Source organism: Xanthobacter lutulentifluminis (assembly GCF_043194675.2).
Taxonomy (GTDB): Bacteria; Pseudomonadota; Alphaproteobacteria; order Rhizobiales; family Xanthobacteraceae; genus Xanthobacter.
Map to the genome: position 1 here is coordinate 2441538 of NZ_CM195525.1, position 17329 is coordinate 2458866.

Genomic DNA, 17329 nt, shown 5'->3' on the forward strand with positions numbered 1-17329 from the left:
GGCAGGGATGCTCGCCGATCTGGGGCCCTGGGCCTGGTTCGTCCTCGGCGGCGTGCTGCTGGTGGCGGAGATCGCGGCGCCCGGCGCCTTCCTGCTGTGGCTGGGCCTCGCCGCGCTGGTGACCGGCGCGCTCGCCTATGTGGTGGACCTGTCGTGGCAGGGCGAGGTGCTCGCCTTCGCCGCGCTGGCGGTGGTGGCGGTGCTGGTGGGCCGGCGCATCAGCCCCGCCCCCGGCCGCGCCTCCGACCGCCCGTTCCTGAACCGGCGCGCGGAAGGCTTCATCGGCCGTGTCTTCACCCTGGAGACGCCCATCGTGGGGGGCGTCGGCCGGGTGCGCATCGATGATACCGTCTGGCGCATCGAGGGGCCGGACATCGCGGCCGGCCATGACGTGCGGGTGGTGGCGGTGGATGGCGTCGTCCTGCGGGTGGCGTCGGCCGAGGGCTGAGCGCCGCCGCCGGCCCGGCCTGCCGGGTGCCCCGTCGCGCCGGACGCGGTCGGGGATCATGCGCCGCACAGCTCCTCTTCCCGGCCCGCGTCGGCCGCTGAAGGCCGTCTGCAACACCGGACAAGGCTGCGCCGGTCCCTTGTGGGGCTCCGCCGGGCGGGGAAGGCGGTACGGCAGCAGTTTGGTCCGTGCCGGGCGCTGGCGGTCACGCCCGCCAAACCATTCCTCGTGATCGGCCTGCGGCTTGACCGCCGCGGACACACCGAACGAGCTCGTGAATCCAGCCACGCTCAGCCGGCGACGGCCGCGAGTGGATCGCGGAGAGGGCGTCACGTCCGCGCGGCCTTGTGCGTCTCGGCCTCAAGCCGCTGGGGCGTCGGCTCGGCGTGGGCCAATCGATGGGCCATTGGGCTCGCGCGGACCGCGCTTGAGCAGGGCGGCCTTGCGCCCGGCGCTGCCGGATCTGCGGACCGCCCGCCCTGTCGCGCCGATGGGGCCACGCATCGGGGGCGGGCGGGTTCAGCGACGGCCGATTTGTGGCTCTTTCGGCTCGCGGGAGACCGCCACCGGCCGCAAGGAGGCCCCGCGTGGTGCCTCTGCCGGATTGGCAGTCAGGTGCGCCGTGGCGCGCCCGAAAGCGCCGCGCAAGCGGCGCAGCATCCACTGCCCGTTCGGCCGACTCGGGGCGAGGGGCGCATTCAGCCCACGGGCCGGTCTTCACGCCCGGCGGCGGGCGAACCGCCGCCCCCTCGCTCAGTTCAGCCCGCGCAGCAGGCGTTCCAGATAGTCCAGCTCCAGCTGGGGCCGCTCCGGCTGCTCGAGGCGGCGGCGCAACTCCTCCAGCACGCGGCGCGCGCGCTGGGCGTCCACCTCATCGGGCACCTTCACGGTGAAGTCGTCGCCATAGTCCTGGCTGCGGAGCGGCCGGCCGAGGGGATCGGTGCGCTGGGCGGCTTCCTCGCCGGGGCCGCCGGGGCCCTGGCCGTCCTGGTTGCCGCGCTGCGCTTCGGCCATGGCCTGCGCGCCCTGCCGCAGCGACTGGAGCGCGCGTCCCTCGGCATCGAGCGCGCCCTGCCCGTCGCCACGGCCGAGCGCCTCCTCCGCCTCGCGCATGGCCTGATCGGCGCGGCCGAGGGCATCGCCGGCCCGGCCCATGGCCTCGCCGCTCTCGCCGCTCTCGCCGCCCTCGCCGTTCTGGCCCTGCTGACCCTGTTGGCCTTGCTGCCCCTGCTGGCGGCGCATCTCGTCGAGCATGCGGCCGAGCCGGCGGCGCAGCTCCTGCTGGCCCTGCTGCAGGTCGCCGAAGCCGTTCTCGCCCTGCTGGCCCTGACCCTGTTGACCCTGCTGCCCTTGACCTTGCTGTCCCTGCTGTCCCTGCCGGTTCTGGCGATAGGTGCGGTCGCGCAGGCGCTGCTGCTCCTGGATCATGTTGCCCAGCTCGCCCTGCTGCTGGCCCTGCTGGCGGCCGGCCTGGCGGCTGCCGGGGCGCATGTTCTCCATCATGGCCTGCAGCTCGTCGAGCAGCTGGCGGGCGGCATCGCGGTTGCCGGAGCGGGCGAGGTTCTCGATGCGGTCCAGCATGCGCTGGAGATCCTGCGGCCGCACGATGCGGGCGGAGGGATCGAGCGGGCGGGAATCGGTGCCGCTGTCGCGCTGCGCCTGCTCCGCCAGCTGGCGCATCATCTTGTCCATGGCCGCGCGCAGCTCCTGCGTCAGGCGGCGGATCTCCTCCTCGCTCGCCCCGCGCTCCAGCGCCTCCCGCAGCGCCTCCTGGGCGGCGCGCAGCTCGCGCTCGGCCTCGGACAGGGTGCCGTCCTCGATCAGGACCGCCACCTCCCACAGATAGTCCACGAGCGCGCGCAGGTCGTCGTCGTTGCGGGCGTTCTGGGCCCGGGCGAGCGCGGTGCGCAGGCCGAGATATTCGCCCGCGCCCGGCGAGAACTGCTCCGGCGTGGCGGTCAGCCCGTCCAGCACCCGCACCAGCCGCGACCGGTTCGCGGGATCGAGGGCCAGCCGGCGCCGCTCGTCGATGAGGGCGCGGGCCATGGGCTTGGTGAAGGTGCGCTGCGGCAGGCGCAGGGTGCGGGTCTCGCTCGTGCCCTCGTTGCCGGCCTCGTCGCGCGCCTTCAGGGTCACCTCCACGCGGGCGCCGGCCCACGGATGGGCGACGAGATCCTTCGTGGTCTGGGCGGCGCCGGTGCGCCCGCCCGGCGGCAGGGACAGCTTGAAGTCCGGCGGCGGCACCAGCGGCTTGCCCACCTTCGGCGGCACGGCGCCAGGGCGCGGGAACAGGGGCGGCTCGGGCGGGGCGGCGACGAAGCTCGCCTCCGCCTCCTTCACCCCGTAGTCGTCCTCGATGCGATAGGCGAGGACGAGGCTGTTGCGCTGGCCGGGCTGCGGGTCCTTGGCGAAGGCGATGGAGGGCTTGCCGTCCGGGATCGCCTTGAAATGCCACATCAGGCGGCGCTGGTCAGGGCCGAGGAAGGTGACGTCGGCGTCACCGCGGATCACATAGCGCCGCTCGCCGGCGGGACCGGGCTGGTCGCCTTCCGGCTGCGCCTCGGCGATGCCGCCCTCCAGCTTGAGCGTGGCGGCGTCGATGCCGGCTCCACGCACCACCAGCGTGCTGCCCGTGGGCACCTGCAGGGCGGCGGCGTTCAGCGAGGTGGGGTCGTCGGACCGCAGGCCGGGCAGCACCACGGGCGGGCGGCCGGTATAGGCCGGCGGGTCCACCCAGGCATCCAGCCGGAAGGGGGCGGGTGGCACGAGGCTGCGCCAGTCGAAGGCGGCGCCGATGCGCGACAGATGGGCGCCGGGGGCCATGAAGAAGGTGGCGAACAGCGCCAGAACCGCCAGCGCGCGCACGGCACGCGGGTCGAGCCGGGCGAGGCCGGGACTGGGCGTTCCGGCGCGCAGGCTGCGGGCGGCCGCGAGCGCGCGGGCCACGTGAGCGCGCCACAATGCGGCGCCCACCGGATCGTCCGGCCGGGTGGCGAGGCTGTCTGAGATGGCGGTGGCGGGGCGATGGGCAAGGGCGCTGCGGCGATCGAGCCGCGCCACCGCTGCCGCCTCGTCGGGCCAGCGCAGGGTGAGGAGCGGGCGCGCGGCGAACACCAGCAGCCCGGCGAAGACGACGACGCCGGCGATGCGCGCCGCCACCGGCAGCGACAGCCACAGCCCGGCGAACGAGACGGCGAGGAACAGCGCCAGCACCACGCCCACGCGCGCCAGCGCCGGCCACGCCTGTTCCCAGAACAGCGCCACCCGCGCCCGGCGCACCGCACGGTCGAGGAGGAAGCGGGCCTCGCCTTCCGGCGTGCGCGGCGGTGTCCTGTCGCGAGATGCGCTCACACACACTCCCTTTCTGGTGCCGCCCAAAACCGGCGCCGGGATGGACCAGCCTAGTGCACGGGCCGATCAGCTTGCAACGCAACCTGATCCGATCACGCGTTCTCTACCTCCGGCCCCGCAGGGCGGGCGGCCTGTCGGACCGCGCTTCGGCATGCCGCAAGGAGGGGGGAGCCCTCGTGTCCGCTGGCTGCACTCGTCCGTCAGGATGCCCCGCGCGCGTTCGCGGCCGCCGTCACGCGCCCTTGTCCGCGAAGGCGGCGTCGGCAGCGCGGCCGATCTCGTCCGGGGAGAGCCCGAGGGACGCAAGCGTCTCGCACATATGCGGCGGCAACGGGGCGCTCACGTCCACCGGCGGGCTGTTCTTCCCCAGCGGCACCACGATGCGGCGGGAGTGCAGGTGCAGCTTCGGCCCGCCCGGCAGGCGGGAGGCGCCGCCATAGATGGCATCGCCGAGGATGGGATGTCCGAGGCTCATCAGGTGCGCGCGCAGCTGGTGGGTGCGCCCGGTGAGGGGGGAGAGCGCCAGCACCGCGAGACCGCCGCTGCGGGCGAGGACGCGATAATCGGTGATCGCCTCCTGCGCGCCCGGCGTGCCCTTGGGCACCGCCTGCATCCACCAGCCGCGATGGGGGGAACGCTTGGCGAGCGGCTGGTCGATGCGCCCGGCCCCGGCCTCCGGCGCGCCGAGGGTGACGGCCACATAGGTCTTGCCCACGGCGCCGGAGGCGAACAGCTTGCCCAGCTGCGCCAGCGCCTTGCCATGGCGGCCCAGCACCAGGCAACCGGAAGTGTCCTTGTCCAGCCGGTGGGCGAGCTCGGGCGCGCGCGGCAGGCCGAAGCGCAGGGCGTCGAGATGGTCCGCCAGCGTCTCCCCGCCCTTGGGGCCGGCATGGACCGGCAGTCCGTGGGGCTTGTCGATGATGAGCATCAGACCGTCGCGGTGAAGCAGCGGCAGGGCCGGGGGCGGCTCAGCCGCGGGTGCCGGCGTCGTCGGGGAGGCGGATGCCTTGGGCGCGGAGGGCGTCATGATGCAGGTCGGCGATGTCTCGTGAGAAGCAGCAGAATATCACGCGGGTGACGCTGCCCGGCCGCTCAAGATGGGCGAGGACGGCGCCGACCGCCAGTGGCGCGGCGCGCGCGGCGGGAAAGCGATAGACGCCGGTGGAGACGGCGGGGAATGCCACCGATGCGAGGCCGGCCGCCTCGGCCAGCGCGAGGCTCTCGCGGTAGCAGGAGGCAAGGAGGCCGTCTTCGCCCGCGCCGCCCCCCTGCCACACCGGCCCCACCGTGTGGATGACGTGGCGCGCCGGCAGGCGGAAGCCGGGGGTGATGCGCGCGCCGCCGGTCTCGCAGCCGCCGAGGGTGCGGCAATGGGCGAACAGGTCCTGTCCCGCCGCGCGGTGGATGGCCCCGTCCACCCCGCCGCCGCCGAGCAGGGACCCGTTGGCGGCGTTCACGATGGCGTCCACGGCGAGGCGGGTGATGTCCGCGACCATCACCTCCAGTTGCGCCGGGCGACGGTCAGGCGCTGTCACGCGGATATGTCTCCGGCGGTGCCGGTTGGTCTTACAATGTTCATGTTCAGGCGCTTAGCCATGGCTGTCCCACAGGTTCAGCCCAAGGTGGATGCCATGGCCCATACGCGCAAGACCGAACAGCGCCTCCTCTCTGCCGACGAGATCGCATTCGTGGAAAAGACCCGCCACCCGGCCCTCACGGCGCTCCCGGACGCCGAGCTGGCGGACCTGCTCGGCCATCTGCGTGGCCGACGCGAGCGGGCGCTGACCATCGCCAACAACCAGCGCCGGGCCCTGCGCGGCAAGGGCGGGCGCGGCGAGGCGACGTTCGAGAAGGCGGATGCCGGCAACCGGCAGAAGGCCGCCGTGCTGAACGACGCGCTGCTGCGCGTCCGGCGCGAGGTGAAGCGCCGGCAGGCGGAGACGGCTCTCGCCGAGCTGATGGACAATGCCCAGCGCGCCTTCGCCCTGAAGCGCGACGGCAAGCGCGCCACCCGCCCGACCACCGAGCCCACCGCCAACACCGGCATGCGGGCCAAGGTGCGCCGCCGGCTGGAGCGCATCGGCTCGTCCTCCGGCGAGGCCGGCCGGGTCACCAAGTTCGTGGCGGTGGCGCAGGCGAGGAAGGACAATCGCGGCGGCTGATCCCGCCGCGGCGCGGGAGGCGGCGCCCGTTCGCGGCGCCGTTTCTCAGTCCGCCAGCTCCAGCCGCAGGTCGAGGGTGGAGCGGCGGCCGAGGTCGTCGAAATGGGCTTCGAGGAAGCCTTCCGCTGCCGCCCGCCCGAGATCGCGCAGGTGCTGGAGGAAGGACCATTCGGCATTGAGCTTCGAGGTGGCGTCCAGCGCCGCGAGCTGGTGCTCGCCGCCCACGCGGTGCAGCCGCACCCGGCGGAAGCTCGACCCGCCCAGCGTCCAGCGCGTCAGCAGCCCCTGCTCGATGAGCTTGGCGGCATGGTCGATGGCGCGCAGCTGGGCCAGCAGCGAGGCGTTGAAGGTGATCTCGTTGATCCGGTTCTGGATTTCCGATGCGGTGCGCGGCGTGGTCTCGCGCGCGACCGGGTTGATCTGAACCAGGATGATGTCGTCCGCGTCCGCCTTCTCGTAGAGCGGGAACAGGGGCGGGTTGCCCATGTATCCGCCGTCCCAGTAGGGCACGCCGTCGATCTCCACCGCCTGGAACAGGAACGGCAGGCAGGCCGAGGCCATCACCGCGTCGGCGGTCATCTCCTCATGGCCGAAGATGCGCGCGCGCCCGGTGTGGACGTTGGTGGCGGAGACGAACACCTTCACCTTCGAGGCGCGCAGGGCCTCGAAGTCCACGTGCGCTTCCAGGATCTCGCGCAGCGGATTGATGTTGAGCGGGTTGAAGTCGTAGGGCGAGAAGAAGCGCGAGGCCACCTCGAAGGCGAGATAGGCCGGGTTGCGCGCCAGCGACCAGTTGCCGAGCAGCCGGTCGAAGGCGGTGCGCTGGAGCGGCGACATGCGCCCGTCCCGCGAGACGTCGCGCCAGAACTGGGTGAGGGCGTGCCGGGCCTCCTGCGGATCGCCCTTGGCGAGCCCGGAGGCCAGCACCACCGCGTTCATGGCGCCGGCGCTGGTGCCGGTGATGCCGGTGATGACGAGGCGCTCGTCCTGCAGCAGCCGGTCGAGCACGCCCCAGGTGAAGGCGCCGTGGGCGCCTCCCCCCTGGAGCGCGAGGCTGACCGCCTTCGCGCCGTCGCGCCGGCTCACGGGCGCCGTCCCGGGCCGCGCCTCACTCGGCGACCCAGCCGCCGTCGATCTGCTGCATGGAGCCGGTGATCGAGCGGGCGTTGTCGGAGGCGAGGAACACGGCGAGGGCCGCCACCTCTTCCACCGTCACGAATTCCTTCGTGGGCTGGGCGGCGAGCAGCACGTTCTTCTTCACTTCCTCCTCGGTCATGCCGCGGGCCTTGGCGGTGTCCGGGATCTGCTTCTCCACGAGGGGGGTCCACACGTAGCCGGGGCAGATGGCGTTCACGGTGATGCCGAAGGTCGCGGTCTCCAGCGCGGCGGTCTTGGTCAGGCCGGCGATGCCGTGCTTGGCCGAGACGTAGGCCGACTTGAAGGGCGAGGCCACCAGCGCATGGGCCGAGGCGGTGTTGATGATGCGGCCCCACTTGCGGGCCTTCATGCCGGGGATCGCGGCGCGCATGGCGAAGAAGGCGGCCGACAGGTTGATGGCGATGATCATGTTCCAGGTGTCGATCGGGAATTCCTCGATCGGCGCCACGTGCTGGATGCCGGCGTTGTTGACGAGGATGTCGCACGAGCCGAACTGGGTCTCGGCCAGCTGCACCATGCCGGCGATCTCGTCCGCCTTCAGCATGTTGGCCGGGGAATAGAGCGCCTTCACGCCGAAGTCGCTCTCGATGGCGGCACGCTCCTTCTCGATGGCGGCGGCGTCGCCGAGGCCGTTGATGACGACGTTCGTCCCCTCCTTCGCGAAAGCGCGCGCATAGGCGAGCCCGATACCGCTGGTGGACCCGGTGACGACGGCGACCTTCCCCTTGAGCATGGCTATTCCCCAAAAAGGCACGGCGTGGCCCGGCGGAAGGCCGGGGTCCACGGTGTAAAGGAGCGGTGTGACGATGCTGTCACGCGCGGGCGGGAACCCGCGCCGGCAGATTGCCCCGCTCCGTGCGGCGGCGCAACGCGCAGCGTGAGCGGGGCGCGGACCCCTGCCATGCGGCCATGGCGGATCCGCAGGGCTTGGACTACATTTCCTCGCGTGATGCGTTCCGAGACCTCCATCAGCGACCACGATCACGGCCAATGCGTGGCCGGCGCCTTGGCGCGCGTGGAGCAGCTGTGCGCGACGAAGGGCCTGCGCCTCACCCCGCTGCGCCGGGGTGTGATGAAGCTGCTGGCCGAGACCCACGCGCCGCTCGGGGCCTATGAGATCGTCGAGCGGCTCGCCGCCGCCGGGGAGCCATCGCCCCCCATGTCGGTCTATCGCGTGCTCGATTTCCTGGTGGCGGAGGGGCTCGCCCACCGCATCGAGAGCCGCAACGCCTTCCTCGCCTGCACCAGCCCGCACGAGGCGGGCGAGGTGGTGGTGTTCCTCATCTGCGAGCGCTGCGGCCTGACGCGGGAGGTGGCTTCCCACGCGGTGGGGCGCGATCTCGCCTGGGCGGCGCGGGCCGTGGGTTTCGAGCCGCGCCAGCGGGTGCTGGAGGTGGCCGGCACCTGCGCCCACTGCCGCCCCGCCCCCGATGCCGCCGCTCCCGATGCCGGTTGACGCTCGGCGCCGGGCGGCCTACTCGAACCCGTCCGCAGACCGCCGCGCGCCGTATTCCTGGCGGGATTGCTGGCGGGGAAGCGTCCCCATGGCGAGGATCGAATGCCCATGACCACCTCTTCCATGACCCCCTCCGCGCCCGTCGTCCCGACCGAGCTGCTCGAGGCCGGCCCGGCCGCCCGGCGCCACACGGTCGGCGTGCCGGTGGGGCGCATCCTGGTGGGTGGCGGGGCGCCGGTGGTGGTGCAGTCCATGACCAACACCGACACCGCGGACGTGGACGCAACCACCCGCCAGGTGGCGGCGCTGGCGCGGGCCGGCTCGGAGATCGTGCGCATCACGGTGGACCGCGACGAGGCCGCCGCCGCCGTGCCGCACATCAAGGAGAAGCTGCTGGCGCAGGGCATCGACGTGCCGCTGGTGGGCGATTTCCATTACATCGGCCACAAGCTGCTCGCCGATCATCCCGCCTGCGCCGAGGCGCTGGACAAATACCGCATCAATCCCGGCAACGTGGGCTTCGGCGACAAGAAGGACCGGCAGTTCGCCGCCATCGTCGAGACCGCCATCACGCACGACAAGCCGGTGCGCATCGGCGCCAACTGGGGCTCGCTCGACGGCGAGCTGCTCACCCGCCTGATGGACGAGAACGCCCGCCTGCCCAACCCGGCCGAGGCGCGGGCGGTGACGCGCGAGGCGCTGGTGCGCTCGGCGCTGCTCTCCGCCGCGCTGGCCGAGGAGATCGGGCTTGCCCGCAGCCGCATCATCCTCTCCGCCAAGGTGTCGGCGGTGCAGGATCTGGTGGCGGTCTATTCCGAGCTCGCCCGTCGCTCCGACTATGCCCTGCACCTCGGCCTGACCGAGGCGGGCATGGGCTCGAAAGGCATCGTCGCCTCCACCGCCGCCATGGGCGTGGTGCTGCAGCAGGGCATCGGCGACACCATCCGCGTGTCGCTGACGCCCGAGCCCAACGGCGACCGCACCCGCGAGGTGCAGGTGGCGCAGGAGATCCTGCAGACCATGGGCCTGCGCACCTTCGTGCCGCTGGTGGCCGCCTGCCCCGGCTGCGGCCGCACCACGAGCACCGTGTTCCAGGAGCTGGCGCAGAGCGTGCAGGACATGATCCGCACCCGCATGCCGGTGTGGAAGGCGAAGTATCCCGGCGTCGAGACCCTGAACGTGGCGGTCATGGGCTGCATCGTGAACGGTCCGGGCGAGAGCAAGCATGCCGACATCGGCATCTCGCTGCCCGGTACCGGCGAGACCCCGTCCGCCCCGGTCTTCATCGACGGGAAGAAGGCGGCCACCCTGCGCGGCGCCAACATCCAGGAGGAGTTCCGCCAGATGGTGGAAGCCTATGTGGAGAAGCGCTTCGGCGTGGCCGGCGCCAGCCCGGCGGACGCCGCCTCCGCCAGCGCCGCCGAATAGCCGGCGCACCGGCTCCGACGTTACGTAAGGTTACCAAAAATTCATGCCGCGACGCCCTACCGGCGCCGTGGTCGTGGCCTCATATCCGTCCCGTCCAACCCACCGGAGGCGGATATGACCCCCGAGGAACGTGCTCTCATCGACGGCCTGTTCGACCGCATGCGCGGTGTCGCGAACCAGCCGCGCGACGCCGAGGCCGAGGCGCTGATCGCCCGGCGCGTCACCGAGGCACCCCATGCAACCTATGCCCTGGCCCAGAGCGTGATCGTGCAGGAGCACGCGCTTCAGCAGGCCTATGGCCGCATCCAGGAACTGGAGGCGCAGGCGCGCCCCGCGTCCGGCGGCGGCTTCCTCGGCGGGCTGTTCGGCGGCGGGCGTTCGTCCGTGCCGTCGGCCGGTTCGCGCGGCGCGGGCGAGCCCATGGGCCTGCCCCCCGGTTACGGCCAGCAGGGCGGCGGCTATGCCTCCCAAGGCTATCCGCAGGGTGGCTATCCGCAGGGTGGTCCCCAGCAGGGCTATGGCCAGCAGGGCGGCTATCCCCCGCCGCCCCCGCAGGGTGGCCCGTGGGGCCAGCAGGCCCAGCCGCGCGGCGGCTTCGGCGGCGGCGGCTTCCTTCAGGGTGCCCTCGCCACGGCGGCGGGCGTCGCGGGTGGCGCGCTTCTGTTCGACGGCATCAAGAGCATGATGGCCGGCGGCGGTGGCGCAGTCGGCCAGCAGGCGGCGGCGGAGCTGGGCCACACCCCCGCCTCCACTGGCGATCTCGGCCGTGACGCCCAGTCCGCGCTGGGCGGCGATGCCAGCCAGCAGGCGGCGGCGGATGCCGGGCAGGGGGCCGGTCAGGACAATTTCTGGAATTCCGACCCCGGCGCCGAGCACCAGGAAGCCAGCTTCGACGACGGCGGCGATTGGGGCAGCGACGACGACGGTTCGTGGGCGTGAGCCGCCTGCGCGCCTGAATGTGGCCGGCGGCCGGGGCAGTCAGGCCCCGGAGATACCGACTTTGCATCACGACGGCGGCGCGCCCTGCGCCGCCGTTTTCATGCCGGCAGCCTCTTCTTGTCGCCGCCCGGGCATCGTGCGCCCGGCTTCCGTTTCGCCCCGCGAGCGCCTAGCCTCGCCCGAACGATACGGTAACCGGGGGAGCGCGGGACGAGGACATGACGCCGTTCGGACGCCGCGTGCGTGATCTCAGGGCGCAGAAGGGCGTGACGCTCACGCAGATGGCCAACGCCATCGGCGTCTCGCCCACCTATCTGTCGGCGCTGGAGACCGGCAAGCGCGGCAAGCCCACCTGGGCCATGGTCCAGCGCATCATCGCCTATTTCAACGTCATCTGGGACGAGGCCGAGGACCTGCAGCGCCTTGCCGAGCTGTCCCAGCCGCGCGTGGTGGTGGACACCGCTGACCTCAGCCCGCAGGCCACGGAGCTCGCCAACCTGCTGGCGCGGGAAATCGGCCACCTGCCGCAGGAGGCGGTGGCCGAGCTCCTGGGACGCCTCAAGATCCTGCGCCGGCGCGGCTGAGGTCGCGCCCCTCCGGGTTCGCGGCCGAACGCGTCTTCCACGCCAACCGCCGGGCCGCCCGCCGGGATGGGGCCGGGCCGCCCGTGTCCGCCGACCCGCGTTTCTGCCGTCCGGCGGCGAGGGGGCGCCGCCGGACGGGAGGCGGAGCGCCGCCAGTCCAGCCCCTCTCTCAGCTCAGGCTCCCCCTAGCCCCGGGCGCGCACCAGCGCCCGGGTGGTCTCCTGCAGGCGCAGCGCCAGATCGCGCAGCACCGAGCGGGCGAGGGAGGGCGTCTTGTCCAGCAAGTCCAGGAACAGGTCGGTCTCCATGCGCAGCACGCTCATGGGCGCGCCGGCGCGCACGGTGGCGGTGCGGGGCTCGCCGGTGAGCACGCCCATCTCCCCCACCACGGTGTCGCGGCCGAGCCGTGCCACCTCGTGGGTGGCGCCGCCGGCCGATACCTCGATCACGGCGGTGCCGTCGAGCACCACATAGGCGGCGTCGGGCGCCTCGCCCTGCTCGAACAGCGCGTCGCCCTCGGCGACATCGAGCCGCGCCGCGGAGAAGGCGAGCAGACGCAGCTGGCTCGGCTCCAGGTCGCGGAACATGGGGATGCGGGCGAGCGTCCTCGCCTCGTCCTCGATACTCATGGGGCGTCCCTCCTGACACGGGGCATGGCGTTCCCCCTTCATGCGCCGGCTGCGGCAGTGGCCGCGCCGGCTTCGATACGCTCCACCTGGCCATGGGCCAGAACGATGACCTGCGAGAACAGGTGGAGCGGTTCTGCCGCATCCAGCACCACCAATGTGGTGCGTCCGGAGCGGGCTGCCAGCACCGCCTCCATCAGGCGGCTCTGTTCGGCCGGGGCCAGCGGCACCAGCGCGTCGTCGATGATGAGGATGTCCGGGTCGGTCACCAGGCAGCGGGCGAGGGTGAGCTTGCCGCGCTCTGCGGCGGCCAGCGGCAGGCCGCCTTCGCCCACCGCCACGTCGAGGCACAGGCGCTCCACCTGGGCGATCAGCCCGTCGTCCACCAGGCACTGGCGCACCATCTCGTCCACCGCCGCGGCGGCGCCGGCCCGGTCGGCGGCGATGCGGCCGAACAGCAGGTTGTCGCGCACGGTGAGGGCCCGGCAGTAGCTGTCCGGCTGGTAGCGGGCCAGCGGAATGCCCGAGACCTCCCGCAGGTGGGCGAGCTGGGCGCGGCCGGCGAGGGCGCGTTCCTGCCAGTCGGCATCGATGAGGCCGAAGCGGTGGCGCGGCTCGCAATAGCGTCCGGCGATGCGCATGAGCAGCGCAACCTCCTCGCCGGACAGCTCCTCGCCCGCATGGGTGGCGAGCACCCGCGCCGCGTCCATCTCGCCGGTGCGCAGCAGCCCCTTGGTGTCGATGCCCGCGAGGTCCTCGGGCCCGCCCGCCAGCTCGGCGAGGGTGATCAGCGCGGAGCGGCCGAGGCCGATGAGGGCCTGGCGCAGCCCGCTCTTCTCCAGCGGCGCCTCCAGCGCCGGATCGGACAGCAGCGAGGCCGCGCCTCGCGTGTCGTTCACCGGGGTGGCGAACAGGATGTTTTCCGCCAGCGTCATCCAGCGGTTGAAGGCGGCGAAGCGGAACGGCTCGATCAGCACGCGCCCGGTGTCGGACTGGCGGCGGGCGATGGCGTCGGTGACCTGCGCGCGCAGGGAGACGATGCGCTCGGCCAGCGCGGGGGTCGCGTCCGGATCGAGCCTGCGCTCCAGCCCAAGGCGCACCACGAGGTCGCCGAGCCCGGCGCCGGAGAGCGCGGCAAGGGCGCGCCGGTCGAGGGCGGCGGCATCCCCGGCCGGGTCGGCGGCGCGCCCCGGGCGCCGCTGCAACGCCAGCAGCAGGTTGTCCCGGAGCGTGCCGGTGACGACGATGGGATCGCCGCCGGCATAGGCCACGTGCCGGCCGATCACCGCCTCCGGCACGCTGGCGAGGTCATGGCCGCCCATGCGTACGGTGCCGCTGTAGATCGAGATGGCGCGCCCGCACACCCGCGCCACCGCGTGCTTGCCGCCGGCGTCCGATCCCTTCAGCGCCACCGCGCTGCCGGGGGCGATGGCGAGGCTGACGCCATCGAGCAGGGTGCTGCCGGCGGGGTCCACCACGTCGAGGTCGGAGATCTTGATGCTGCCGTCGAACGGCAGGTCCGGCCCGTCCACCGGGTCCTGCGAGCCCTGCGGCCAGACTTCCCGCGTCTCCAGGTAATAGCGGGCGAAATCGTAGCGCACCTGCGCGATCACCCGCTTCTCGTCCCAGTCGATCAGCTCCTTCAGCGGCTCGGGGATCTGGCCGTAGGCCGCCACCACCGCCACCAGCTGGCCGATGTTGATGGCGCCCGACAGCGCCAGCCAGCCGCCGGCGAAGTAGAACACCAGCGTCGGCACGTCGGACATGAGCAGGTTCAGCACCCGGTCGGTGAAGTTCTGGCGCTTCAGCTCCAGGCTCGCCTCGGAGACGACGGCGAGGCGGTGGTCGACCGCGCCGCGCTCGAACGGGCTGGTGGCGAAGCCATGCACCAGCGGCAGCCGGTCGATGCCGGACATGACGCGCTTGCCCAGCGCCACGGCCTCGTTCTGGTAGGTCTGCAGCTTGCGGGCATTGTCGCGCCGCTGCACCCCGAGCAGGATATGGTTCAGGGCCAGGATACCGACGGCGAACAGGCCGAGCAGGGCGTTCTGGGTGAAGATGAGCAGCGTCGCCGAGCCGATCAGGCCGGCCGATTTCAGCGGCTGGGCGAATGCCATGCCGGCGAAGGGGGAGATGGGCCCCACCTCGAACCGCATCATGTTGCCCACTTCCAGCGCCTTGCTCTTCATCGGCGCTTCCGGCCGCAGGCGCTGGATGACGTCGAACAGCTGGCGACGCAGGCGGACGATGATCCGCTCGCCGAGCCGCGCCTTGTCCATCTCGATCAGGCGCGAGATGTGCTGCTGGATCAGCTGCAGCGCGAACAGCACGGCCGCGAGGCCGGCCAGAAGCCCGAACGCGCTCACCGCGATGCCGGGGAAATGCAGCAGCTGGTAGCCGCCCAGCGCATCGGGCAGCGAGAGCTCGAAGTCCAGCAGCGGCGGGACGGTGCCGCCGATGGCGTCGGTGACGCCGTTGACGATGAGGCGCGGCAGCTCGAGCGAGGCGTAGTTGAACGGCAGCAGCAGCAGCACGAGGCCGAACAGCTTGATGTGGCTCAGCGGGGCCGCCCGCCACAGATAGCGCAGCACGTCGCGCGGCAACGCCACGTCGGGCGGGGGGCGTCGCCCGGCGGAGGCGTCGGTTCCGGTCTGGGCAGAGGTGTCCACGGCGCCGCTCATGTCCTTTTCTTGCCGGTGGGGCAGGCGCTTGGCAAGCGGTGCGGGAGGAAGCGGCGTTCCGCCTTCATGCCGGTCCGGCCGCCGCCGGCTCGGTGGAGGCACCTTGGCACCTCTCGGCATAGAGTCCGTAGAAGCGCCCGAGCCGGGCCGGGGCCTCTGCCGCGAGCGCCTCGGCCAGCGGCAGCGCCTCGCCGAAGCCACCGGTTCCGTAGGCAGCCATCAGAGCATCGTGCCGCGCGCGCAAGATGTCGAACGCCGCGGAGCCGGCGAACGTCTCGTCCCCCGCCAGCAGGTAGAGCTGGCTCGCGCGCGACTTGCCCTTCAGCATGAGCAGGTCCGCCTCCAGGAAGGCGAGATCGGAAGCGGCCTCCCGCGTCGCCTCGGAGACGAGGATGTCCACCCGCATCGACTTGGTGGCGCCCTCGATGCGCGAGGCGAGGTTCACGTCGTCGCCGAGGCAGGAATATTCGAGCCGCTGGTCCGAGCCGAGGTTGCCCACGCAGCACGGCCCGGTGGCAAGGCCGATGCCGCAGCGCACCGGCGCGAACGGCCGTCCCGCCGCTTCCGCCTCGGCCCGCCAGGTCTCGTTGAGGGCATCGAGCCGCCGCGACATGGCGAGCGCGCACAAGGCGGCGTTGCGCGCGTGGGCGGCATCGTCCATGGGCGCGTTCCAGAAGGCCATGATCGCGTCGCCGATGTACTTGTCGATGGTGCCGCCGTGGGCCAGCACCACCTCGGTCATGGGCGTCAGATAGGCGTTCATGAAGCGGGTGAGCGCCTGCGCGTCCATGGTCTCCGAGAGCGAGGTGAAGTCGCGCAGGTCGCAGAACAGGATGGTGATCTCGCGCGTCTCCCCGCCCAGCACCAGCCGCTCGGGATGCTCGGCGAGGCGTTCCACCACCTTGGGGCTGACGAAGCGGCCGAACACCGAGCGCACCCATTTCTTCTGCTGCTGCTCGTCGCGGTAAAGCGCGAGCACGCCCATGATGTACACGCCCAGCACCGCCGCGCCGGGGCCCATGGGGTCCAGCAGCAGGTCGAGCCGGGTGAAGGCGAGCCACGCCCCCGCCGCCAGCGCGCCCAGCACCAGCGCGCCGGCGATGCCCGCCGCCAGCGCCGAGACGCGGGGCAGCACCAGCGCCAAAGCGAGGCCGAGCACGGCCGCGAGCACCATCTCCGCTCCGCGCGCCCAGTCCGGCCGCACCAGATTGGCGCCGGCGACGATGTGCTCGATCAGCTGCGCCTGCACCTCCACGCCCGGAACGGCGGCATCGAGCGGGGTTGCCCGGGTGTCCATGAGGCCGGCCGCGCTGGTGCCGACAAGGATGATGCGCCCTTCCACCTCCTCCTTCGCCACGGTGCCGTCCAGCACGGCGGCGGCGGAGAGGAAGCGGCGGGGATCGGTGGGGGTGAAGCGCACGCGCACCTCGCCCATGCCGTCGGTGGGCACCTCCACCGCGCCGATGCGGATGGCGGTGATGCCGGTGCGGGCGCCGAACGCCTCGTTGCCGCTGGCGTTGGAGGCCTTCACCACATAGGTGCTCGCCCCCTGCGCCACCCGGAGCGCCTCCGCCGCGAGGCCGGGGACGAGCTTGCCGTCGAGCCCGAGCAGGATCGGCACGCGCCGCACCACCTGGTCGCGGTCGGGCAGCCAGTTGAGCGCGCCGATGCCCTGCGCCGCCGCCGCCAGCGCCGGCAACGGCGCCACCGCGCCGGAGAAGCGCGGCACGAAGGCGAGCGGGTCGTCGCCCGCGCTCGCCAGCCCCCATTTGGCGGGATAGGCGCCGCCGGTCTTCGCGCCGGTCAGCACCGCGCCGAGCACGGAAGGGCTGGCGGAAAGCGCCGCCGCCAGTTGCGCGTCGGTGCCGGGCTGGCCCGCCAGCGCCGCCTCCACCTCGCCGCGCACCGCCTCGGGCAGCAGGGGGACCACGGCCGCCGGATCGAGCCGGTCCGGTTCGGAGAACACCATGTCGAAGGCGATGGCGCCGGCGCCGAGGCCGTTCAGCCGTTCCACCAGCCGCGCGACCGTGGCGCGCGGCCAGGGCCACTGGCCGATGCGGGCGAGGGAGGCCTCGTCCACGTCCACCACCCGCACCGGCAGCTCCGGCTCGTAGGCGCGGGGCGCGGCGCGCTGGTAGAGATCGAACAGGCGGTTGCGCGCGTCGGCCAGCGGGCCGGGGTCCGCCCCCATGACGACGAGGCCGGCGGCGAGCGGGCCGCCCACGGCGAGCCAGTAGAGGCGAGACCACATGTGGCGGCGCGTTCCATTGCGTCAAACGCCGCCCAGCCTAGAGCATTTCGGGGAAGGATGGGTACCGCTTCACGCACGGGCCGGCGGATGCACGCTGCGCGCGACCGCCCGCGCTATTGTGCCGCCACGGCAGCCCCGCGTAACCTTAACCAGAAACACAGACCGGAGGCTGCATTGTCGCCGGAGGGCGAGCGCCCTAACAGTCGTTCCATCCAGGTCCGGACCCAGGGTCCGGACGCCGCATC

At 72.7% G+C, this 17329-nt stretch carries 14 protein-coding genes; 6 read left to right on the plus strand and 8 right to left on the minus strand.

Annotation, left to right across the window (positions count from 1 at the left end; all coding sequences use genetic code 11):
• Positions 1–7 precede the first annotated feature (7 nt).
• The gene (locus V5F49_RS11140) at positions 8–448 is read left to right on the plus strand and encodes an NfeD family protein (RefSeq protein ID WP_394115737.1); all 441 of its coding nucleotides are present in this window, start codon (positions 8–10) and stop codon (positions 446–448) included.
• Positions 449–1201: 753 nt separating this feature from the next.
• On the opposite strand, the gene V5F49_RS11145 is transcribed toward V5F49_RS11140, so the two are convergent.
• The 3 genes from V5F49_RS11145 to V5F49_RS11155 form a co-directional block, all read right to left on the minus strand.
• Positions 1202–3799 carry a TIGR02302 family protein gene (locus V5F49_RS11145; RefSeq protein ID WP_394115736.1) on the minus strand — a complete coding sequence of 866 codons (2598 nt, stop codon included), beginning with the start codon at positions 3797–3799 and terminating at the stop codon, positions 1202–1204.
• A 232-nt stretch (positions 3800–4031) separates the two neighbouring features.
• Positions 4032–4826: an RluA family pseudouridine synthase gene (locus V5F49_RS11150; RefSeq protein ID WP_394115735.1), complete on the minus strand. Its 795-nt coding sequence runs from the start codon at positions 4824–4826 to the stop codon at positions 4032–4034.
• Positions 4768–5334, minus strand: a complete 567-nt coding sequence (locus V5F49_RS11155; protein ID WP_394115734.1) for an O-acetyl-ADP-ribose deacetylase — start codon at positions 5332–5334, stop codon at positions 4768–4770. The genes V5F49_RS11150 and V5F49_RS11155 overlap by 59 nt, the downstream gene beginning before the upstream one ends.
• A 60-nt stretch (positions 5335–5394) precedes the next feature.
• On the opposite strand from V5F49_RS11155, the gene V5F49_RS11160 reads away from it, so the two are divergent.
• Positions 5395–5961 (plus strand): hypothetical protein, encoded by a 567-nt coding sequence (locus tag V5F49_RS11160; protein ID WP_394115733.1) that lies wholly within the window; start codon positions 5395–5397, stop codon positions 5959–5961.
• Between the two features lie 45 nt (positions 5962–6006).
• On the opposite strand, the gene V5F49_RS11165 is transcribed toward V5F49_RS11160, so the two are convergent.
• Together V5F49_RS11165 and V5F49_RS11170 are read right to left on the minus strand one after the other, a co-directional pair.
• On the minus strand, positions 6007–7047 hold the full coding sequence (locus V5F49_RS11165; protein ID WP_394115732.1) for a patatin-like phospholipase family protein: 1041 nt from the start codon (positions 7045–7047) through the stop codon (positions 6007–6009).
• A 22-nt stretch (positions 7048–7069) separates the two neighbouring features.
• Positions 7070–7852, minus strand: a complete 783-nt coding sequence (locus tag V5F49_RS11170; protein WP_394115731.1) for a 3-hydroxybutyrate dehydrogenase — start codon at positions 7850–7852, stop codon at positions 7070–7072.
• Between the two features lie 216 nt (positions 7853–8068).
• Here V5F49_RS11170 and V5F49_RS11175 point away from each other — a divergent pair, with 216 nt between their 5' ends.
• The 4 genes from V5F49_RS11175 to V5F49_RS11190 all read left to right on the plus strand — a co-directional run bounded on the left by V5F49_RS11175 (position 8069) and on the right by V5F49_RS11190 (position 11526).
• Positions 8069–8575 carry a Fur family transcriptional regulator gene (locus tag V5F49_RS11175; RefSeq protein WP_394115881.1) on the plus strand — a complete coding sequence of 169 codons (507 nt, stop codon included), beginning with the start codon at positions 8069–8071 and terminating at the stop codon, positions 8573–8575.
• 108 nt (positions 8576–8683) lie between these two features.
• On the plus strand, positions 8684–10003 hold the full coding sequence (gene ispG, locus V5F49_RS11180) for a flavodoxin-dependent (E)-4-hydroxy-3-methylbut-2-enyl-diphosphate synthase (protein WP_394115730.1): 1320 nt from the start codon (positions 8684–8686) through the stop codon (positions 10001–10003).
• Positions 10004–10117: 114 nt separating this feature from the next.
• Positions 10118–10942, plus strand: coding sequence for a DUF2076 domain-containing protein (locus tag V5F49_RS11185; RefSeq protein WP_394115729.1), 825 nt, complete (start codon positions 10118–10120; stop codon positions 10940–10942).
• 218 nt (positions 10943–11160) lie between these two features.
• Positions 11161–11526 (plus strand): helix-turn-helix domain-containing protein, encoded by a 366-nt coding sequence (locus V5F49_RS11190; RefSeq protein ID WP_394115728.1) that lies wholly within the window; start codon positions 11161–11163, stop codon positions 11524–11526.
• Between the two features lie 185 nt (positions 11527–11711).
• Here V5F49_RS11190 and V5F49_RS11195 read toward each other — a convergent pair whose 3' ends face one another.
• The 3 genes from V5F49_RS11195 to V5F49_RS11205 all read right to left on the minus strand — a co-directional run bounded on the left by V5F49_RS11195 (position 11712) and on the right by V5F49_RS11205 (position 17084).
• Positions 11712–12155: a Crp/Fnr family transcriptional regulator gene (locus V5F49_RS11195; RefSeq protein WP_394115727.1), complete on the minus strand. Its 444-nt coding sequence runs from the start codon at positions 12153–12155 to the stop codon at positions 11712–11714.
• A 38-nt stretch (positions 12156–12193) separates the two neighbouring features.
• A complete protein-coding gene (locus tag V5F49_RS11200) occupies positions 12194–14833 on the minus strand; it encodes an ABC transporter transmembrane domain-containing protein (protein ID WP_394115726.1) in 2640 nt (879 codons plus the stop codon).
• A gap of 64 nt (positions 14834–14897) precedes the next feature.
• The gene (locus V5F49_RS11205) at positions 14898–17084 is read right to left on the minus strand and encodes a CHASE2 domain-containing protein (RefSeq protein WP_394115725.1); all 2187 of its coding nucleotides are present in this window, start codon (positions 17082–17084) and stop codon (positions 14898–14900) included.
• Positions 17085–17329: the final 245 nt, after the last annotated feature.

Bases quoted from the DNA above. Each gene is read 5' to 3' on its own strand.
- V5F49_RS11150 (WP_394115735.1), bottom strand. From the start codon at position 4,826: ATGACGCCCTCCGCGCCCAAGGCATCCGCCTCCCCGACGACGCCGGCA.
- V5F49_RS11175 (WP_394115881.1), top strand. From the start codon at position 8,069: ATGCGTTCCGAGACCTCCATCAGCGACCACGATCACGGCCAATGCGTG.
- V5F49_RS11140 (WP_394115737.1), top strand. From the start codon at position 8: ATGCTCGCCGATCTGGGGCCCTGGGCCTGGTTCGTCCTCGGCGGCGTG.
- V5F49_RS11170 (WP_394115731.1), bottom strand. From the start codon at position 7,852: ATGCTCAAGGGGAAGGTCGCCGTCGTCACCGGGTCCACCAGCGGTATC.
- V5F49_RS11205 (WP_394115725.1), bottom strand. From the start codon at position 17,084: ATGTGGTCTCGCCTCTACTGGCTCGCCGTGGGCGGCCCGCTCGCCGCC.
- ispG (WP_394115730.1), top strand. From the start codon at position 8,684: ATGACCACCTCTTCCATGACCCCCTCCGCGCCCGTCGTCCCGACCGAG.
- V5F49_RS11195 (WP_394115727.1), bottom strand. From the start codon at position 12,155: ATGAGTATCGAGGACGAGGCGAGGACGCTCGCCCGCATCCCCATGTTC.
- V5F49_RS11160 (WP_394115733.1), top strand. From the start codon at position 5,395: ATGGCTGTCCCACAGGTTCAGCCCAAGGTGGATGCCATGGCCCATACG.
- V5F49_RS11200 (WP_394115726.1), bottom strand. From the start codon at position 14,833: ATGAGCGGCGCCGTGGACACCTCTGCCCAGACCGGAACCGACGCCTCC.
- V5F49_RS11185 (WP_394115729.1), top strand. From the start codon at position 10,118: ATGACCCCCGAGGAACGTGCTCTCATCGACGGCCTGTTCGACCGCATG.
- V5F49_RS11190 (WP_394115728.1), top strand. From the start codon at position 11,161: ATGACGCCGTTCGGACGCCGCGTGCGTGATCTCAGGGCGCAGAAGGGC.